This window comes from Kitasatospora atroaurantiaca, from assembly GCF_007828955.1.
Taxonomy (GTDB): Bacteria; Actinomycetota; Actinomycetes; order Streptomycetales; family Streptomycetaceae; genus Kitasatospora; species Kitasatospora atroaurantiaca.
This window is the reverse complement of sequence record NZ_VIVR01000001.1, coordinates 3354968-3370704: the sequence shown is the minus strand read 5'-3', so window position 1 is coordinate 3370704 and position 15737 is coordinate 3354968. Positions and strand designations below refer to the sequence as shown.

12 protein-coding genes are annotated in these 15737 nt (G+C 73.2%); 8 read left to right on the top strand and 4 right to left on the bottom strand.

What is annotated here, in order from left to right; genetic code table 11:
* Window positions 1-358 precede the first annotated feature (358 nt).
* From FB465_RS15520 to FB465_RS15495, 6 genes are all read left to right on the top strand, one after another.
* Complete coding sequence (locus FB465_RS15520) at window positions 359-2272, top strand: ATP-binding protein (RefSeq protein WP_145791220.1); 1914 nt, start codon at window positions 359-361, stop codon at window positions 2270-2272.
* The gene (locus tag FB465_RS15515) at window positions 2269-4599 is read left to right on the top strand and encodes an ATP-binding protein (RefSeq protein WP_145791218.1); all 2331 of its coding nucleotides are present in this window, start codon (window positions 2269-2271) and stop codon (window positions 4597-4599) included. Before FB465_RS15520 ends, FB465_RS15515 begins: the two co-directional genes overlap by 4 nt.
* Window positions 4600-4875: 276 nt before the next feature.
* Window positions 4876-6678 carry a threonine/serine exporter family protein gene (locus FB465_RS15510; protein WP_246192672.1) on the top strand — a complete coding sequence of 601 codons (1803 nt, stop codon included), beginning with the start codon at window positions 4876-4878 and terminating at the stop codon, window positions 6676-6678.
* A gap of 52 nt (window positions 6679-6730) precedes the next feature.
* Window positions 6731-7888: a hypothetical protein gene (locus FB465_RS15505; protein ID WP_246192671.1), complete on the top strand. Its 1158-nt coding sequence runs from the start codon at window positions 6731-6733 to the stop codon at window positions 7886-7888.
* A 164-nt stretch (window positions 7889-8052) separates the two neighbouring features.
* On the top strand, window positions 8053-9285 hold the full coding sequence (locus tag FB465_RS15500; protein ID WP_145791216.1) for a C40 family peptidase: 1233 nt from the start codon (window positions 8053-8055) through the stop codon (window positions 9283-9285).
* A gap of 75 nt (window positions 9286-9360) precedes the next feature.
* Window positions 9361-10641, top strand: a complete 1281-nt coding sequence (locus FB465_RS15495; protein WP_145791215.1) for a GNAT family N-acetyltransferase — start codon at window positions 9361-9363, stop codon at window positions 10639-10641.
* A gap of 33 nt (window positions 10642-10674) precedes the next feature.
* Here FB465_RS15495 and FB465_RS15490 read toward each other — a convergent pair whose 3' ends face one another.
* Genes FB465_RS15490 through FB465_RS15480 form a run of 3 tightly spaced genes read right to left on the bottom strand, consistent with a single transcriptional unit; the run spans window position 10675 to window position 12460 of the window.
* Window positions 10675-11514, bottom strand: coding sequence for a TetR/AcrR family transcriptional regulator (locus FB465_RS15490; RefSeq protein ID WP_246192670.1), 840 nt, complete (start codon window positions 11512-11514; stop codon window positions 10675-10677).
* Window positions 11515-11534: 20 nt separating this feature from the next.
* Window positions 11535-12044, bottom strand: a complete 510-nt coding sequence (locus FB465_RS15485) for a thiol-disulfide oxidoreductase DCC family protein (RefSeq protein WP_211785789.1) — start codon at window positions 12042-12044, stop codon at window positions 11535-11537.
* A gap of 11 nt (window positions 12045-12055) precedes the next feature.
* Window positions 12056-12460 carry a hypothetical protein gene (locus tag FB465_RS15480; RefSeq protein ID WP_145791213.1) on the bottom strand — a complete coding sequence of 135 codons (405 nt, stop codon included), beginning with the start codon at window positions 12458-12460 and terminating at the stop codon, window positions 12056-12058.
* A gap of 97 nt (window positions 12461-12557) precedes the next feature.
* Between FB465_RS15480 and FB465_RS15475 the strand changes: the two genes are divergently transcribed.
* Window positions 12558-13130 carry a GNAT family N-acetyltransferase gene (locus FB465_RS15475; RefSeq protein ID WP_211785788.1) on the top strand — a complete coding sequence of 191 codons (573 nt, stop codon included), beginning with the start codon at window positions 12558-12560 and terminating at the stop codon, window positions 13128-13130.
* Window positions 13131-13316: 186 nt separating this feature from the next.
* Here FB465_RS15475 and FB465_RS15470 read toward each other — a convergent pair whose 3' ends face one another.
* Window positions 13317-14549, bottom strand: coding sequence for an MFS transporter (locus FB465_RS15470; protein WP_145791211.1), 1233 nt, complete (start codon window positions 14547-14549; stop codon window positions 13317-13319).
* Between the two features lie 112 nt (window positions 14550-14661).
* Here FB465_RS15470 and FB465_RS15465 point away from each other — a divergent pair, with 112 nt between their 5' ends.
* Window positions 14662-15627: a LysR family transcriptional regulator gene (locus tag FB465_RS15465; protein WP_145791209.1), complete on the top strand. Its 966-nt coding sequence runs from the start codon at window positions 14662-14664 to the stop codon at window positions 15625-15627.
* Window positions 15628-15737 lie beyond the last annotated feature (110 nt).

Sequence of the window (15737 nt, the reverse complement as noted above, 5' to 3'; positions counted from 1 at the left end):
TCCCTGCTAACTGGTGCGAAAGTGGCGCGCCGAGGGGTGGCCGCCCCGCGCTGCGCCGGTTCCTGACGTCGCATGAGAAGCATTCCCCGGTCGGCCTATTGACTACAATGGATCACCTGCCGGTTCGCTCGAAGGTGTCACCCGGATGGAATAGTCGCCGAACGACGGACGTCACAGGAAGGCACGCGGCAAGGCCGAAATCCCCCCGAACGGCGGCGATTTCCCCCACCCGGCAGCGCAGGTGGGGGCGTCAATCCCTGGTTAACCTATCGCGCCCCTGGGGCTGCCCGCCGCCTCGCCCTTAATTGCTTCTGAAATCGCTGGTCGCCCGATTGTCGTACTGGCACACTGAGGCCTCATGTCTGAAGGTCTCCAGCCCGGCCGGGTACCCGAGCAGAATCTGCGGACGACCGAGGTCGATCTCGGTGGTCTGGTCAGTGTGCTCGCCACCCACCTGTACTCCACCCCCCTGGTCGCGCTGCGCGAACTCGTCCAGAACGCCCACGACTCACACACCCGTCGCAGGCTGGAGGACCCCGGCAGCACAGCCGAGGCGAGCATCCGGGTCCGGGGCGACGCCGCCCGCCGGGCCATCGCCATCGAGGACACCGGCGCGGGGCTGACCGAGCCCGAGATCCATGCCTACCTGGCCACCGTCGGCACCGGCTACACCCGCCTGCTGCGCGAGGTCACCGGCAACCAGGAGCTGATCGGCGCCTTCGGCCTCGGCTTCCTCTCCGCCTTCTCGGTCGCCGACGAGGTCACCGTCACCACCACCTCGCACCGCGAGCCGGCCCTCGGCCACCGCTACCGCAGCCGTGGCGGCGAGCAGTACAGCGTCGAGCCCACCGACCCGCGCCCGACCCCCGGCACCGTGGTCGAGCTGCTGCTCAAGGCCGAACACGCCCACCTCGCCGACGAGTACGCGCTGCGCGAGGTGCTCGCCCGCTACTGCGTCCTGCTGCCGATCCCCGTGTACGTCGGCGACGACGAGAAGCCCGTCAACGACGTCCCGGTGCCGTGGCGCCAGGAGGTGCCCGGGCACCTGTACACCGCCCGGATGAGCTTCGCCGCCGCCTTCGGCCGCCGCTTCGAGCCGCTCACCGCCTTCCCGGTCGACCCCGTCGAAGGCGCGACGGACGCCGTCGGCCTGCTCTGGGTCCAGGACGGCGGCACCTACGGCAGCAGCGACAACCGCGACCTCTCGGTCTACCTACGCGGCATGCTGCTCTCCGAGGACGCCCGGGACCTGCTGCCCAGCTGGGCCGGCTTCATCGGCGGCGTCGTCGAATCCACCCGGCTCACCCCCACCGCCAGCCGCGAGGACCTCCAGCGCGACGACCACTACCGCGCCCTCCAGCAGGCCCTCACGGACGCGATCGTGGACGGCCTGTACGAGACCGCGCGGCTGCACCCCACGGCCTGGCGCCGCATCCTGGCCCGGCACGGCCAGGACCTGCTCGGCGCCGCCCTCTGCGACGACCGGCTCTTCACCCTGCTCGCCGACGACGTCCCCGTCCCCACCTCGCAGGGCGACCTGACGGCCGGTGCGCTGCGCGCCGCGGGCGGCGGAGCCGTGCACGTCGCCCTCGGCAGCGGCGGCGGCTTCGAGGAGATGCTCTACCGGGCCATGCAGGTCCCGATCGCGCGCGGTGACCGCTACGCCGTGCTGCCCTTCCTGCGCCGCTACGCCCAGCTGCGGGACTGCCGGCTGGTGGAACTCGGCAGCGAGAGCGGCAACCGGGAGCTGTTCCGCGACCCCGAACAGCCGCTGTCCGCCGAGGAGACCGCCTGGCTGGGGGCAGCCCTCGCCGACGACGGCGAGCAGCTCGTCCCGGCCCGCTTCGACCCGCCCGGCCTGCCGCTGGTCCTGGTGCCGGACCGCGAGGCCGAGCTCAAGGCCCGGATCGAGGACGACCAGGCCGACGCGCGCATCCCGTCCGCCGCCCTTCGGCTGGCCCGGGCCTTCACCGCCCGTACCGACGGCACGGTCAAGGCGCGGCTCTACCTCAATCTCGCCTCGCCCGCCGTGCGGCAGCTGCTCGCCGCCTACCGCGCCGGGCACACCGGCAGCGCCACGGCCGCCGGGCTGCTGCGCTCGCTGAAGGTGATCATGGCGGCGGCCTCGGGCTCCGCCGCCGGTGACCTGACCGCCGCGCTCGAGGGCGTCGGCACCGCCGTGGCGGCCCTCACCGCGGCCGTCCCGGACGGACTGTCAGCGGTGCCGGACACACTGTCCGCACGCGATCAGCAGGGGGAGCAGGCGAAATGAGTACGGACATCTGGGCCTGGGTGCACGACACCCACGAGACGCTGGCCGAGTCCGGGCAGCACCGGCTGGCCACCGCGCTGGCCGAGATCGCCGGCCACGCCGTCGAGGGCCGCAACGAGCAGCTGGACGCGATGTACCCCGAGGCGCTGGCCTCCGCCCGGGCGCTCGGCCTGCCCTGGGTGGAGGTCTTCCTGCGCCACTGGCGCCTGCAGAACCTGCTGAACAAGCGCCACCAGGGCGAGGCCGCGATGGGCGAGGCGGTCTCGCTGCTGGAGTTCGCGCACCGCGAGGAGACGGCCTCCTGCCCGCAGTCCGTGTGCGCCGTGCAGGACTTCACCATCTGCCACGCCAACATCGACGGCCCCGGCTACGTGCCGGAGCGGCTCGCCGTGCTGGAGGAGACGCTCGCCAGGGTCGAGCCGGCCCGCGCCTGCTTCGACTGCCTCTCCCGCGAGTACGCCGACACTCTGGAGGACGACGGCCGCGCCGAGGCCGCGCTGGCCCACCTCGACCGCGCCCAGTCCCGGATCCAGGCCGCCGGGGAGCAGGTCTCGCTGGCCTTCGGCCACAGCCGGGCCTCCGCCCTGTACCGGCTCGGCCGCTACCAGGACGCCCTGGCCGCCTACGACACCGCCGAGCTGGCGTACGTCACCGCCCGGCACAAGCTGGACGACGACGACCGCCGCAAGCTCGCCGTCGGACGGGCCGTCATGCTGGCCGCCCTCGGCCGCCCCGAACTCGCGCTGGGGCAGCTGCCCGCTGCCGGGGAGGCCGAGGAGTTCCCGGACATCCGCCACCGCTGGGCCACCGCCGTGGAGGCCCTGGTTGCCGCCGGGGCGTACGAGAACGACACCGAGCTGGGCGTCCGGCTCGCGCACTGGGTGGGCTACCTCGACGCGGCCGGCTCCCACCGCCCTTGCCTGGACCTGCTGGTGATCGCCGGGCGGCTCGCCGTCCGGCGCGGAGCCCGTACGGTCGCGCTCACGCTGGCGGCCGCCGGGGAACGCAAGCTCACGCAGCTGCGGCGCACCGACGGCGTGGCCGAGCGGGTCGCCGAGCTGCGTGCCGAGGCCGAGGCCCTGCCCGTACCGGCCCTGCCGGTGCCCGTCGCCGAGCTGCCGGAGTGGCTGGCCGGACAGCAGATCCCGGCGGAGGCTGCGGCCGACCTGTTCGCCGCCGCCCGCGCCGAGGCCCCGTCGACCGCCGTGGTGGTCAACCTGGCCGGTGTGCTCGGCAGCCTCGGCCACACCCGAGCCGCCGCCGACCTGCTCTGGGAGCAGCTGGAGGAGGACGGCCGGCACGAGCACCTGATCGGCATGCTCTCCCAGATGCTGATCGAGGCGGGGGACGGCGAGGGCGTCAAGCGCCTGGCGGACCGGCTGATGCCCACCAACCCCGCCGACGCCCACTGGGCGCGCGCCCGCTGGGCCGCCGCCGAGGGCCGCTGGGCGGAGGTCGGCGAGCACTGCGCCGCCCTGGTCGCGGAGGAGCCCGATCGCATCAACCCGCGCCGACTCGGCGCCGCCGCAGCGACCAGGCTGGGCGACCATGCCACGGCCCAGCAGCTGTACGAGGAACTGCTGGAGCACGCGCTGCCCGTCGAGGGCACGCCCCCGGACCAGCAGTACCGGACGGTCCAGGAGCCCGACCTCTGGCACCTCATCACCGCCGCCACGGCCAACCGGGACTGGGCGGCCGTGCGAGCGGTCGGAGCCAGGATCGGCATCGACTTCGAGACCGACAGCGGGCCGGTGGACGAGGAGTGGCAGCTCATCACCGTCCGCGCCACCCGGACCAACGGCGCCACCGCCGACCTCCCGGCCGTGCGCACCGGCCCGGCCACCGCGCGCATCCTGCCCGTACTCGGGGAGGACGTGCCGCTCAACCACCGGGACACCGTGGTCTTCGGCCCGGCGCTGCTGAACGAGCCGCCGGCCGAGGGCGAGGCGGACGGCTGGCGGCCGGCCTTCGAGCTGCTCACCCTGCTCGACCCGGCCGGGTACACCACCTACTGGCTGGACGGAGCCTGGCCCGGCACCGAGGAGTGGGTGGCGCTGCGGGAGGCGCTCGGCGAGACCGAGTACGGACTCTGGGCCTACAGCGGAGGCGAGTACGCGATCAACGACCCCGCTGAGGAGACCGAATCCCTGCCCGGCGTCTACGCGGCCCTCGGGGTGCCGCCGACGGCCTCCGCCGCCGAGGCCGATGCGCTGCTGCTCCGCCTGACGAAGCACTGGGAGCACCCGCTCAGCTGGCTCGACCTGGCCGAGGCGGCCGGGGCCGACGCCGACCGGCACCGGGGGATCGTCGAGCGCTACGGGCTCTGAGGCGGTCTGCCAGTGGCACGCACCGGAGCCAGTTCCACTGTCCAGGGGCGCGTGGGGGCACCTCCCGGCCGAAGGCTGGGGGAGAACTGCGCGAGATCGGAAGGCACCGGCCCGCAGCCCTCCCGCTTCGCGCAGTTCTCCCCCGCGCCCTTGTGGCGGTGGTCGTACTCGCACGGGGCAGCGACCGCACATGTGCGTTCGGGCGTTCGATCAGGCAAGGTGGGACGCAATATCACCACGGTGGCCGGGCGCCACCAGGGGCGGCGAGGAGTGGCAGTGCCTAAGCGGGGCCGGGGCCGATCGGGCGGCGGCAAGAAGGTCAGGGGCGGCAGGCCCGCCCGGCCCGCGCCCAAACCGGTGCCGCCGCGCGAGGCTTCGCTCACCGAAGGCCTGCTCGGATCCGCCGCGCCGCCGGTCGAGCAGCCCACCGCCATCCCGCTGGCCTCGCCGCCGGTCGAGACCGAGGGCCTGCTCCGGCCCGGCGAGCCGGCCGACGCGGTGCCGTCGGCGTTGGCCTGGCCCACCGGCGTCTCCGAGGACACGCTGAGCCCCGAGGACTGGCGCGCCGTCGGATTCAGCCTCGGCCCGCCCACCGGCACGGCCGACTCGACGCTCAGCCAGGGCGCCCCCGGCGCGGCCCCCTGGCCCGACCGGATGCGTACCCTGCTGCGTACCCCCATGGCCGAGCGGCCGGCGTACGAGCGCACCCAGCGCGAGCAGAAGGCCGAGGCGACGGTCAAGAACGTCCCGCGCGTGCTCGACCTGACGCTCAGGATCGGTGAACTGCTGCTGGCCAGCGGCGAGGCCGCCGAGGACGTCGAGGCCGCGATGCTGGGAATCGCCCACGCGTACCGGCTCGATCACTGCGAGCCCCAGGTCACCTTCACCCTGATCGGGATCTCGTACCAGCCCTCGCTGGTCGAGCCCCCCGTCACCGCGGACCGCGTGGTGCGCCGCCGGACCTCCGACTACACCCGGCTGGCCGCCGTCTACCGGCTGGTGGCCGACATCACCGCGGAGAAGCTCTCCGTCAACGACGCCTACCGCCGCCTCGCCGAGATCCGCCGCAACCGGCACCCGTACCCGACCTGGCTGCTCGCCCTCGCCACCGGCCTGCTGGCGGGAGCCGCCACCTTCCTGGTCGGCGGGCGGCTCGACGCCAAGGCCTGGCTGGTCTTCGCCAACGCCTTCGTCGCCGCGATCCTCGGCGACCGGCTCGCCTCGCTGATCGCCCGGCGGGGGCTGCCCGAGTTCTACCAGTTCGTCATAGCGGCGATGCCGGCCGCCGCCTCCGGCATCATCCTGTCGCTGAACCCGCACCTGGGGCTGCGCGGATCGGTGGTCATCACCGGTGGCCTCTTCGCCCTGCTGCCCGGCCGGGCCCTGGTGGCCGCCGTGCAGGACGGCCTCACCGGCTTCTACATCACCGCTGCCGCCCGGCTGCTGGAGGTGCTGTACCTGGTCGCCGGCATCGTGATCGGCGTGATGCTGATCCTCTACGCCGGGCTGAGCATCCACGCCAAACTCAACCCCGGTGAGAGTCTGATCGGGGTCAGGCACCCGCCCGTCCAGCTGGTCGCCGCGATGGTGCTCACCCTCGCCTTCGCCATGCTGCTGCAGACCGACAGCAGAAAGCTTCCGTTCGTCACCCTCAACAGCGCCATCGGCTGGTCCACCTACGGCGTGCTCACCGACGCCGGGACGTCCGCGGTGGTGTCCACCGGCATCGCCGCCGGTCTGGTCGGCCTGTTCGGCCAGCTGATGGCCCGTTACCGCAACGCCTCCTCGCTGCCGTACGTCACGGCGGCACTCGGTCCGTTGATGCCCGGCTCGGCGATCTACCTCGGCATGCTCGCCTTCACCCAGAACCAGCCCGACGTCGGTCTGATCTCGGTGGGCCGGGCGGCCGCCCTGGCCCTGGCACTGGCGGTCGGGGTGAACCTCGGAGGCGAGGTCGCACGACTCTTCATGAAGCTTCCCGGCACGCTCCGGGGCACCAGGCCCGCCGGGGCCGAGGAACGTCCCGCGCCCTACCTGCTGGCACCGCGCCGCGCGGCCAAGCGCACCCGGGGGTTCTGACCACGCGTTAGCCGGGCGAGGCCCGGAGCACCACGGAACGAAGGTACGACCCATGCACCTCGAGCAGCTGAGTCTGGCCACCCTGCTGGACGGCTACCGCACGCACATCGTCGCTGCTCACAAGCAGCCGCTGTTCCTGCTGCTGGTGGGGTTCATCTGCTCCTTCGTCGGCATCCGCTTCAGCGTCCGGATGATCCGGGCCAAGGTCCGCTGGTGGCCGGGCAACATCACCCCCGGCGGCTTGCACATCCACCACATGGTGTTCGGGCTCGGTTTCCTGCTGGCCGGTGGCATCGGGGTGATCGCTACCAACGGGGGGCACCCGTGGATCGACTGGTGCGGTCTCAGCTTCGGGATCGGCTGCGGGCTGGTCCTGGACGAGTTCGCGCTGATCCTGCACCTGGACGACGTGTACTGGAGCGAACAGGGCCGCAAGTCGGTGGACGCGGTGATCCTCGGCATCCTGTTCACCGCGCTGCTGCTCACCGGCTACGTCCCGCTCGGCGTCGTCCCCGGGCAGACCTCACCCGAGGGCTCCGGCCAGTGGGGGCTGGTGGCGGTGATCGCGGTGAACGCACTGGTCTCGATCGTCGCCCTGGTCAAGGGCAAGGTCTGGACGGGCCTGCTCGGCATCATGGTGCCCGGCCTGTCCTGGATCGGCGCCGTCCGGCTGGCCCGGCCGGGCAGCCCCTGGGCGCGCTGGCGGTACGCCACCCGGCCGCGCCGTCGCGCACGCGCGCTCCGGCGTGAGCGCATGCTGCACCGGCGCGCGGACCGCGCCCGGACCTGGCTCTTCGACCTGATCGCCGGCGCGCCCGACAAGGTACCGGCCCACCACACCGCCACTCACCGGGTCGCCGAACGCATGGCGGCCCGAGCCACCGCCCACCTCGACGCCCACGCCGCCCGCGGGCTGGCCCGCCGCTCCGCCCGGCTCGCCGACCGCCGCGCCGCTTCGTCGGGGCGGGCCGAGGCCCTCGCCCCCGGCCGCACCTCCGGGCAGCCCGCCGGGCCCGATCCCGAGCGGCACGGCCAGGCGCAGCAGCGCCGCCGCACGGTCCAGGCCGGGCGCAGCCGTACCTACGCGGTACGGGCGTCCGTCGGGCCGGCCGCCGTCGCGCCCCCGGCCGGGACCGGCCCCGAGCCCCGCGCCCCGTACCGGCACCCCCGGATCCCGCACCCTCAGCTGCGCCGCTCCGTTCCCCGCTGAGCGGCGCCCTGCGGGGGAGCCGGTGGACCTGACATCTCACCCGCACGGACGCGCGGGGATGGCGCCGGCTAGTTGCCGCGTTTGAGAATATTACGGCGAGTGACTGAATTGTCACCTGATGGGATATTTGGCTGATCGTCAGACCTTGGGAGAGGGCACCCCCCGTGGCACGCAGATTCCTGCCGACGCTCCTGCTGGCTCTCTCCGGAGTGTTCGGGCTGATCCCGGCGGCCGAGGCCGTGCCGCTCCCGTCCCGGCTGACCGCTCCCGCCGACGACCCGTACCCCTCCGCCGAGGACATCGCCCGGGCCCGGGCCGAGAGCGATGCCCGGGCCGTGGACACCAACGCGATCGAGGCCCGGCTGACGGCCGCCCAGGCCGAGCTGGAGCAGAACGGCCGGGCCGCCGAACAGGCGGTGGAGGCCTACAACGGTGCGCAGGCCCGGCTGGCCAAGGCCCGTACCGAGGCGGCCACCGCGGCGCAGCTCTCCGCCGTGGCCGAGGCAGGCCGCGCCGAGGCCGCCGAGCGGGCCGCCCAGCTCGCCGCCGAGACCTACCGCCAGGGCACCAGCCCCGAACTCTCCGCGATCAACGCCCTGTTGGGCGCCAAGGGCCCGCGCGCGGTCGGCGAGCAGGCCAACGCCGTCGGCGTGGTCGGCGCGCGCACCAAGGACATCCTGGACGCGGCCACCTCCACCGCGGCCGCGGCCTCCCGTGCCGCGGGCGCCGCCCGGGCCGCCGAGCAGGAGGCGCAGCGGGCCGCCGAAGCCGTACGCGTGGCCAAGGAGCAGGCACAGACCCGGCTCGCGGCCCAGCAGACGCAGGTCGCCGAGATCGGCAGGCGCCGCGAGCAGCTGTTGGCGGAGCTGGCCGCAGCGCGTAACACCACCCTTGAACTGGAGCGGCAGCGGCGCGAGGCGCTGGAGGCGATCGCGGCCCGGGAGGCCGAGGAGGCGGCCCGTGCCGCAGCTGCTGCGGCGGCGGCAGCGCCCAGCGCCTCCGACGTGTCCGCGGACAGCTCCTGGTCCGCGAGTGGCGCGGAGGCCGCGCTCGCCTTCGCCCGCTCCAAGATCGGCCTGCCCTACATCTGGGGCGGCGAGGGCCCGGAAGGCTACGACTGCTCGGGCCTGACCATGATGGCCTGGCGCAAGGCCGGCAAGAACCTCACCCACTTCGCCGCCGACCAGTACACCGAGTCCACCCCCATCTCCTACCGCCAGCTGCGCCCCGGAGACCTGATCTTCTGGACCCACACTCCCGGCCGCGCCGCCGACATCTACCACGTGGCCATCTACCTCGGCGACGACCAGATGATCGAGGCCCCCCGCCCCGGCACGGACATCAAAGAGGCCAGCCTCTGGATCATGGGCCGCCCCGACTTCTACGCCCGGCCGTAGGCGTGCTTCGCGGGCACCCCCTGCCCGGTGGAAAACCGGGTGCCGTGGCGGGAGGGGCCGTCGTACCGTGGCTGGATGGGCAAGGACGTACATGGTCGGACCGGCCAGGACATCGATATCCGGTACATCACCGAGGATGAGATCCCCCTCTGGGACCGCGCCGTCGCGCGTGGTTTCATGCGGCCGCACGTCGCGGACGGCAGTGAGTTCCGCCGCCTGCAGTTCGAGCCGGGGCGGTGGTTCGGCGCCTTCGACGAGTCCGACGGCGGGCGCTGCGTCGCGACCTTCCGCAGCTTCGACACGGAGCTGACGGTGCCCGGCGGTGCGACCTTCCAGGTGGATGCCATCACCGGTGTGACCGTCAACGCCACCCACCGCCGCCGCGGTCTGCTCACCACGATGATGAGCCGGGACCTCGAGGCCGCCCGCGAGCGGGGCAGTGCCGCCGCCATCCTGATCGCCGCCGAGTACAACATCTACGGCCGGTACGGCTTCGGCCCGGCGACCCGGGGGAACGGCTGGAACATCGACCTGGCGCGGGCGGGCGGTCTTCGCGCCGGCCTGCCCGAGACGCCCGGCGGCCGGATCGACTTCGTCACCATGGAAGAGGTCCGCAAGTTCGGCCCGGAGCTGCACGAGCGCTGGCGGCTGACCCAGCCGGGTGCGATCGGGCGCACGCCGCTCTGGTGGAGGTTGCAGACGGGCGAGGTCACGCTGCCCGGCTTCGACTGGAAGGAGCCCTTCGCCGCCCTGCACCGGGACGCCGAGGGCGACGTCACCGGCCTGATCGTCTACCGCGTCGACGACAACTGGGACGGCGGCTACCCCAACTGCACCCTCACCGTGGCGAGCTTCCTCGCCCTCGACCGGGCCACCGCCACCGCGCTCTGGCGGTTCGCCTTGTCGGTGGACTGGGTGCGCAAGGTCGTCGTCGAGTACCTCGGCCAGGACGACCCGCTGCCGCTGCTGCTGAACGACCCGCGCGGTGCGACACCGCACGCGGAGGACTACGACTTCATGTGGCTGCGGCTGCTCGACGTGCCCGCCGCCTTCGGCGCCCGTACGTACGGCGCGCCCGGGCGCGTGGTGCTGCAGGTCAGCGACCCGGCCGGGTACGCCGAGGGCCGCTGGGCGCTGGAGGCGGCGGCCGACGGCACCGGCCGTTGCACCGCCACCGACGACGCGCCCGACCTCGAGCTCGGCGTCTCCGAGCTCGGCTCGCTGTACCTGGGCGCCGAGACGGTCTCCAGGTTGGCCGCTGCCTCGCTGGTCACCGAGCTGCGGCCGGGAGCGGCCGCCGATGCCGACCTGCTGCTGCGGACTCCGCTGAGGGCGTTCAACCCTGACGGCTTCTGAGCCGAAGGGCCGGGTGCTCCCGGCCGTCGGGCCCTACGGCTTCGCCGTGCGCCCTATGGTCGGGAGCACGAAGTCCTGGATCAGCCCCTTCGCGTCCCGGACCAGCGGCCGGAAGATCCGGTAGCGCGACAGGTTGACCACCTTCGCCACCAGCGGGGTGCAGCGCTCCACGAAGGCGCGTGTGCGCTCGGTGTCCTCGGTGCGGTCGAAGACCCAGTACAGGACGACGACCATCAGGTGGAGCCAGAGCAGATCGGGCAGCAGCTCGACCAGCTCGGCGTCCAGCTTGGGCGCCAACTCCGAGCCGCTCAGCACCTCGTGGAAGAGCTGGACGGCCGTCGCGCGGGCCGGGTGGGACTCGTTGGAGAACGGGCTGAGCGGGCTGTCCGGGTCGGCCGCCGTGCGGAAGAACTGCGAGGCGAACTCGTGGTACGGCGCCGCGCAGTCGACCCAGGAGGTCAGCGCGATCTCCAGGCGTTCGGCGAAGTCCCGCTTCCCGGCCATCCTGGCCCGGGCGTCGACGGCGTGCTCGTACGTCATCCGGTCGTAGAAGCCCTGGATCAGGTACTCCTTGGACGCGAAGTAGTAGTACGCGTTGCCGACCGAGACGCCGGCCTCGGTCGCGATCGCCCGCATCGTCGTCTTGTCGTACCCGCGCTCCTGGAAGAGGCGCATCGCCGTCTCCAGGATCAGCGCGCGGGTCTGCTCGCTCTTGTCGGTCTTGGGCAGCGCGCGGCCGCCGCGGACCTCACCGGCCAGGGGTACGAGCTGCTTGGCGCCCGTATCCCCGGTACCGGTCAGTTCCGCGGCGGCCTGCTCGAGAGAGCTCGGCTGCTCGTCGGTCGGGTTGTTCTCGCCGTTCGTCGTTGCCACGTCTTCCACGGTCCTTGAGCCTAGCCGGAGACGGAGCAGGTCCCGCCGTCACAGCCGAGGTCCGGCCAACCGCCGTCGGCCTCGCCGTCCGCCGCGGGCCACGCCGGACCGGGTGCCCCCTCCGCACCCGGTACGACGCGCCCGGCCCCCGTGACCGCGCGGTACTTGCTGGCGGCGAAGGCCGCCGCCCTGGCGAGCGGCAGACCCGCCGGTGTGCCCAGCCGGTGCGCCAGCGGCCGGTGTTCGGCCAGGGCCCACAGGCAGGTGACGAAGGCGGGCGCGCCTCGCCACACCTCGCCGGTGTCGGCGACCACCGTGATCTCGCCGAGCGAGGCGTCATGGTCCAGGCCGGGGAAGCGTTCGCGGGCCTCGGGAGAGGCGACCGCGACGAACTCCAGCGGTACCAGCTGGCGCTGTCCGCGCAGCCAGGCGGTGAGGTGCCGGCAGAGCAGGCAGGCCGGGTCGTGCAGCACCGTGAGCAGCCGGACGGCGGGTGCCGCCGCCTCGTCGGCGTGATGGTCGGACCTCACGGCCGGCGCTCTCAGGCCTGGCTCGGGCTGATCCGGGCCTGCGGCCCGACCGGCGGCCGGTGCTGCTTGTCCAGCGCCCCCCGGCGGCGGATCTTGTTGAGCACGTACACGTTGCCGAGGTGCATCACGCCGAGCAGCAGGAGCACCGTGCCGAGCTTGTACGAGAGGGCGTTGAAGACCCCCTGGATCCCCTCGACCTGGGTGTCGCTGCGCATCCACAGGGCGACGAAACCGAGGTTGATCAGGTAGAAGCCGACCACCAGCAGGTGGTTGACGGCATCGGCGAGCTTCTCGTCCCCGGCGAAGACGTCGGCCAGGAATATCCGGCCGTTCTTGCTCAGGGTGCGGGCCACCCAGACCGTGACGCCGGTGGCGATCGGCAGGTAGAAGGCGTAGCTGACGACTGTGTAGTCCATCGGACCACTCCGTTTCGAACGTGTTCAAAACCTTGTGGGCATGACTGTAGGGGTACTTTTGAACGCGTTCAAGTCGCGGGTGTGGGACGCTCGTCACATGGACCGACAGATCGTCATCAGGACCGGCGCCGCCGCCGATGCGGAGGCCGTCGCAGCCCTGCACGCCGTGAGCTGGCGGACGGCGTACGAAGGGATCGTCCCGGCCGAGGCGCTCGGTGACGGCCTGTCGGAGGAGCGCCGCGAGCTCTGGGCGATCCGGCTCACCGCCGACTACGGCGAGCCCGCCAACACCCCCGTCCTGCTGATCGCGGAGACGGAGGGGGAGGAGGGACCGGTGGGCTTCGCCTATCTGGTCCCCGAGCCGGACGGGCGGGTCCTGCTGGACAACCTGCACGTCCGCCCCGGCCTCACCGGTGCAGGCATCGGCGGGCTGCTGCTCCGGGCCGCCCTGGAGCGTACGCGTGAGGCCCCGCTGTACCTGGAGGTGCTGTGTGCCAACACCCGGGCGGTCGCCTTCTACGAGCGCGAGGGCGGCGTGCGCACCGATGAGCGCGAGGGCGTCTTCCCGGGCGGGTTCACCCTGCCCGAGTACGAGTACACCTGGCCCCCGGCGGCTACCGGTGGTCGTACACCGTCACCGGCACCCCACGGGCCGTCAGCCGCGCAGTGACCAGCGGCTCCACTGCCGGCCGCCGGTGGGCCGTGGGCAGCCGATCGGGATCGGGTAACCACAGGGGCGCGTGGGGGTACCTCCCGGCCGAAGGCTGGGGGAGAACTGCGCGAGATCGGAAGACGACGACCTGTGCCCTACCGCCTCGAGCAGTCCCCACGCGCCCCTGTGGTTGGCCCGCTGCTTCTAGGCGGCAACGCTGGAAGGTGCCGCGACAACTGCTGTCCGTGCCTGCGTCCGCAGGCGGCCGATGCCCGCCGCCGTGATCAGCAGGGCCAGTCCGGCCGCGCCGGCGGGGACCAGGTAGCCCGTGCCCGGGGTGGCGTGCTGGGCGATGGTGCCGCCGAGGGCGGAACCGGTCGAGATGCCGATCAGGATGGCCGAGATCGCGACGGACATGCCCTCGTTCAACTGCCGGGCGGGAAGCAGCTCCTGGATCATGGTCATCCCGGTCACCATGGTCGGAGCAGTCCCCGAACCGGCGACCAGGAGCGCAACGGCCAGGACGGCCGGGCCCGCGCCCGACAGCCCGGCGGCCAGCGGGAGCAGCAGCAGCCCCGCCATCGCGGCCGCCGCGGCCAGCAGCCGGACGGCCGGGGAGCGGCGTGCCCGTACCAGCCCGAAGACCAGCCCGGAACCGCACGAACCCGCCGCCACCAGCGCCAACAGCGCACCGGCCAGCGGCTTCTGGCCGAGCGAGTCGGTGTACGCGATGGTGGTGACCTCCATCGACCCGAAGGTCACGCCGGTCGCCAGGAAGGCCAGCACCATCACCCGCAGCCCGCCGGACCGAAGCGCCCCGCCGGTGCCCGGGACGGCGGGCAGGACCGGCGGTTCGGTACGGCGCTGCGCGGCGAACAGCAGCACGCCGACGGAGGCGAGCAGCCCGGCGACCAGCAGTGCGGCCTCCGGGAAGAGCGCGGTGCAGAGCAGCATCGCCAGCACCGGGCCGGCCATGAAGCAGAGCTCGTCCAGCGCCTGTTCGAAGGAGGTGGCCAGCTGCCGGGACTCCGGGTCGTCCCGGTAGAGGTGTGCCCAGCGGGCCCGGGCCATGCCGCCGACGTTGGGAAGCACGGAGGAGGCCGCACAGCAGACGAAGAGCGTCCAGGTGGGCGCGCCGTAACGGGTGCAGAGCAGCAGCGCGGCGAACGGGACGGCGAAGAAGGGCACGCTCGGTATCGCCACCCTGGCCTGCCCGTACCGGTCCACCAGCCGTCCGAGCAGCGGCATGCCGAGCGCGACCGCCACCACCCCGGCGGCGGAGACGGCCCCGGCCAGGGCGTACGAGTCCCGGCGGGTGGCGATCATCACCACGGTGCCCACACCGGTCATCGAGAAGGCGAGGCGGCTGAGCAGCCCGGCCAGGGTGAAGGCGATGGTGCCGGGGGCGGTGAAGATGCGGCGGTACGAGGCGAACACGGGGCTCCAGAACGGGCGAGGGGTGGATGCCCCCAGCCTCGTGGTGGCGGGCCCGACTGGTCCAACACCTGTTCGGGAGGATTGACGCGGTTGTGTTGTTAGTCTGCTCGTTATGCCCCGTGACCTGCACCCGCGCCTGCTGCGCGGCTTCGTGGCGACCGCCGAGACCCTGCACTTCGGCCGGGCGGCCGAGCGGCTGCACGTGGCCCAACAGGCGCTGAGCCGCGACATCCAGGCGCTGGAGCGGACGCTCGGCAGCGCGTTGTTCGCCCGGACCACCCGCAGCGTCACCCTCACCCCGGCCGGGGAGCGGCTGCTGTCCAAGGCGCGACGGCTGCTTGCCCTGCATGACGAGATCGTGGCGGGCGTGGACGGCCGGGCGCTGCTGCTGGATCTGAACAGTGATGTCACCGGCCCGGATCTGACCGCCGTCCGAATTCTGTCGGCCGCCCGTGAGGCCTTTCCCGAGGGGGAGTTGCTGGCGCGGTTCCACGGGGGCCTGGCGGCCGCGGCCGTGGAGCTGCTGGCGCATCGGCTGGATGTCTCGTTCGGGCGCTTCGCCGGCCTGCCGGCCCGGGTGCAGTCCCAACTCGTGCATCTGCCACTTCGGTTGGAGCCGATGGCGGTGATCGTGCCGCTCGGGCACCCGCTGGCGGGCCGGCCGGCGATTCCGCTCGCCGAACTGGGGGGCCACCCCGTCGACATCTGCGCGGGCAATCCGGCGACCACGGAGTGGGCCGACCTCGGGGCGAGGCTCCTACGGGCCCACGGGCTGTCGGCCGCACCGCCGTTCAGCCCGCCGGTGGGCGTGGACGAGACGGCGCACTACATCGCGCGGCACGGCGACCCGATGCTGACCACCACGGGCGGTCCCGCCATCCCCGGCACCGTCACCGTGCCGCTGGTCGAGCCGGTGCCGGTCAGCCTGCTGGGGCTGGTGCACCGGCCGGGGCTACGGCATCCGGGCCTGACGGCGCTGCGGAGTGCGGCGGCCGAACTCGGCGCACGGGAAGGCTGGTTGAGGCGCCCTGCGGGCAGCTGGCTGCCGGACGAGGACGCTTCCCTGCTGGGCGGTTAGGTGGGGTGGGTGCCCCGGGCGCGCGAGCGCCCCTGCCGTCGGGGGGTCGGCAGGGGCAGCGCGCGTTCCAGCGGGTTCTACGGGGTGGAACCCGGGTTGACCGGGTGGAG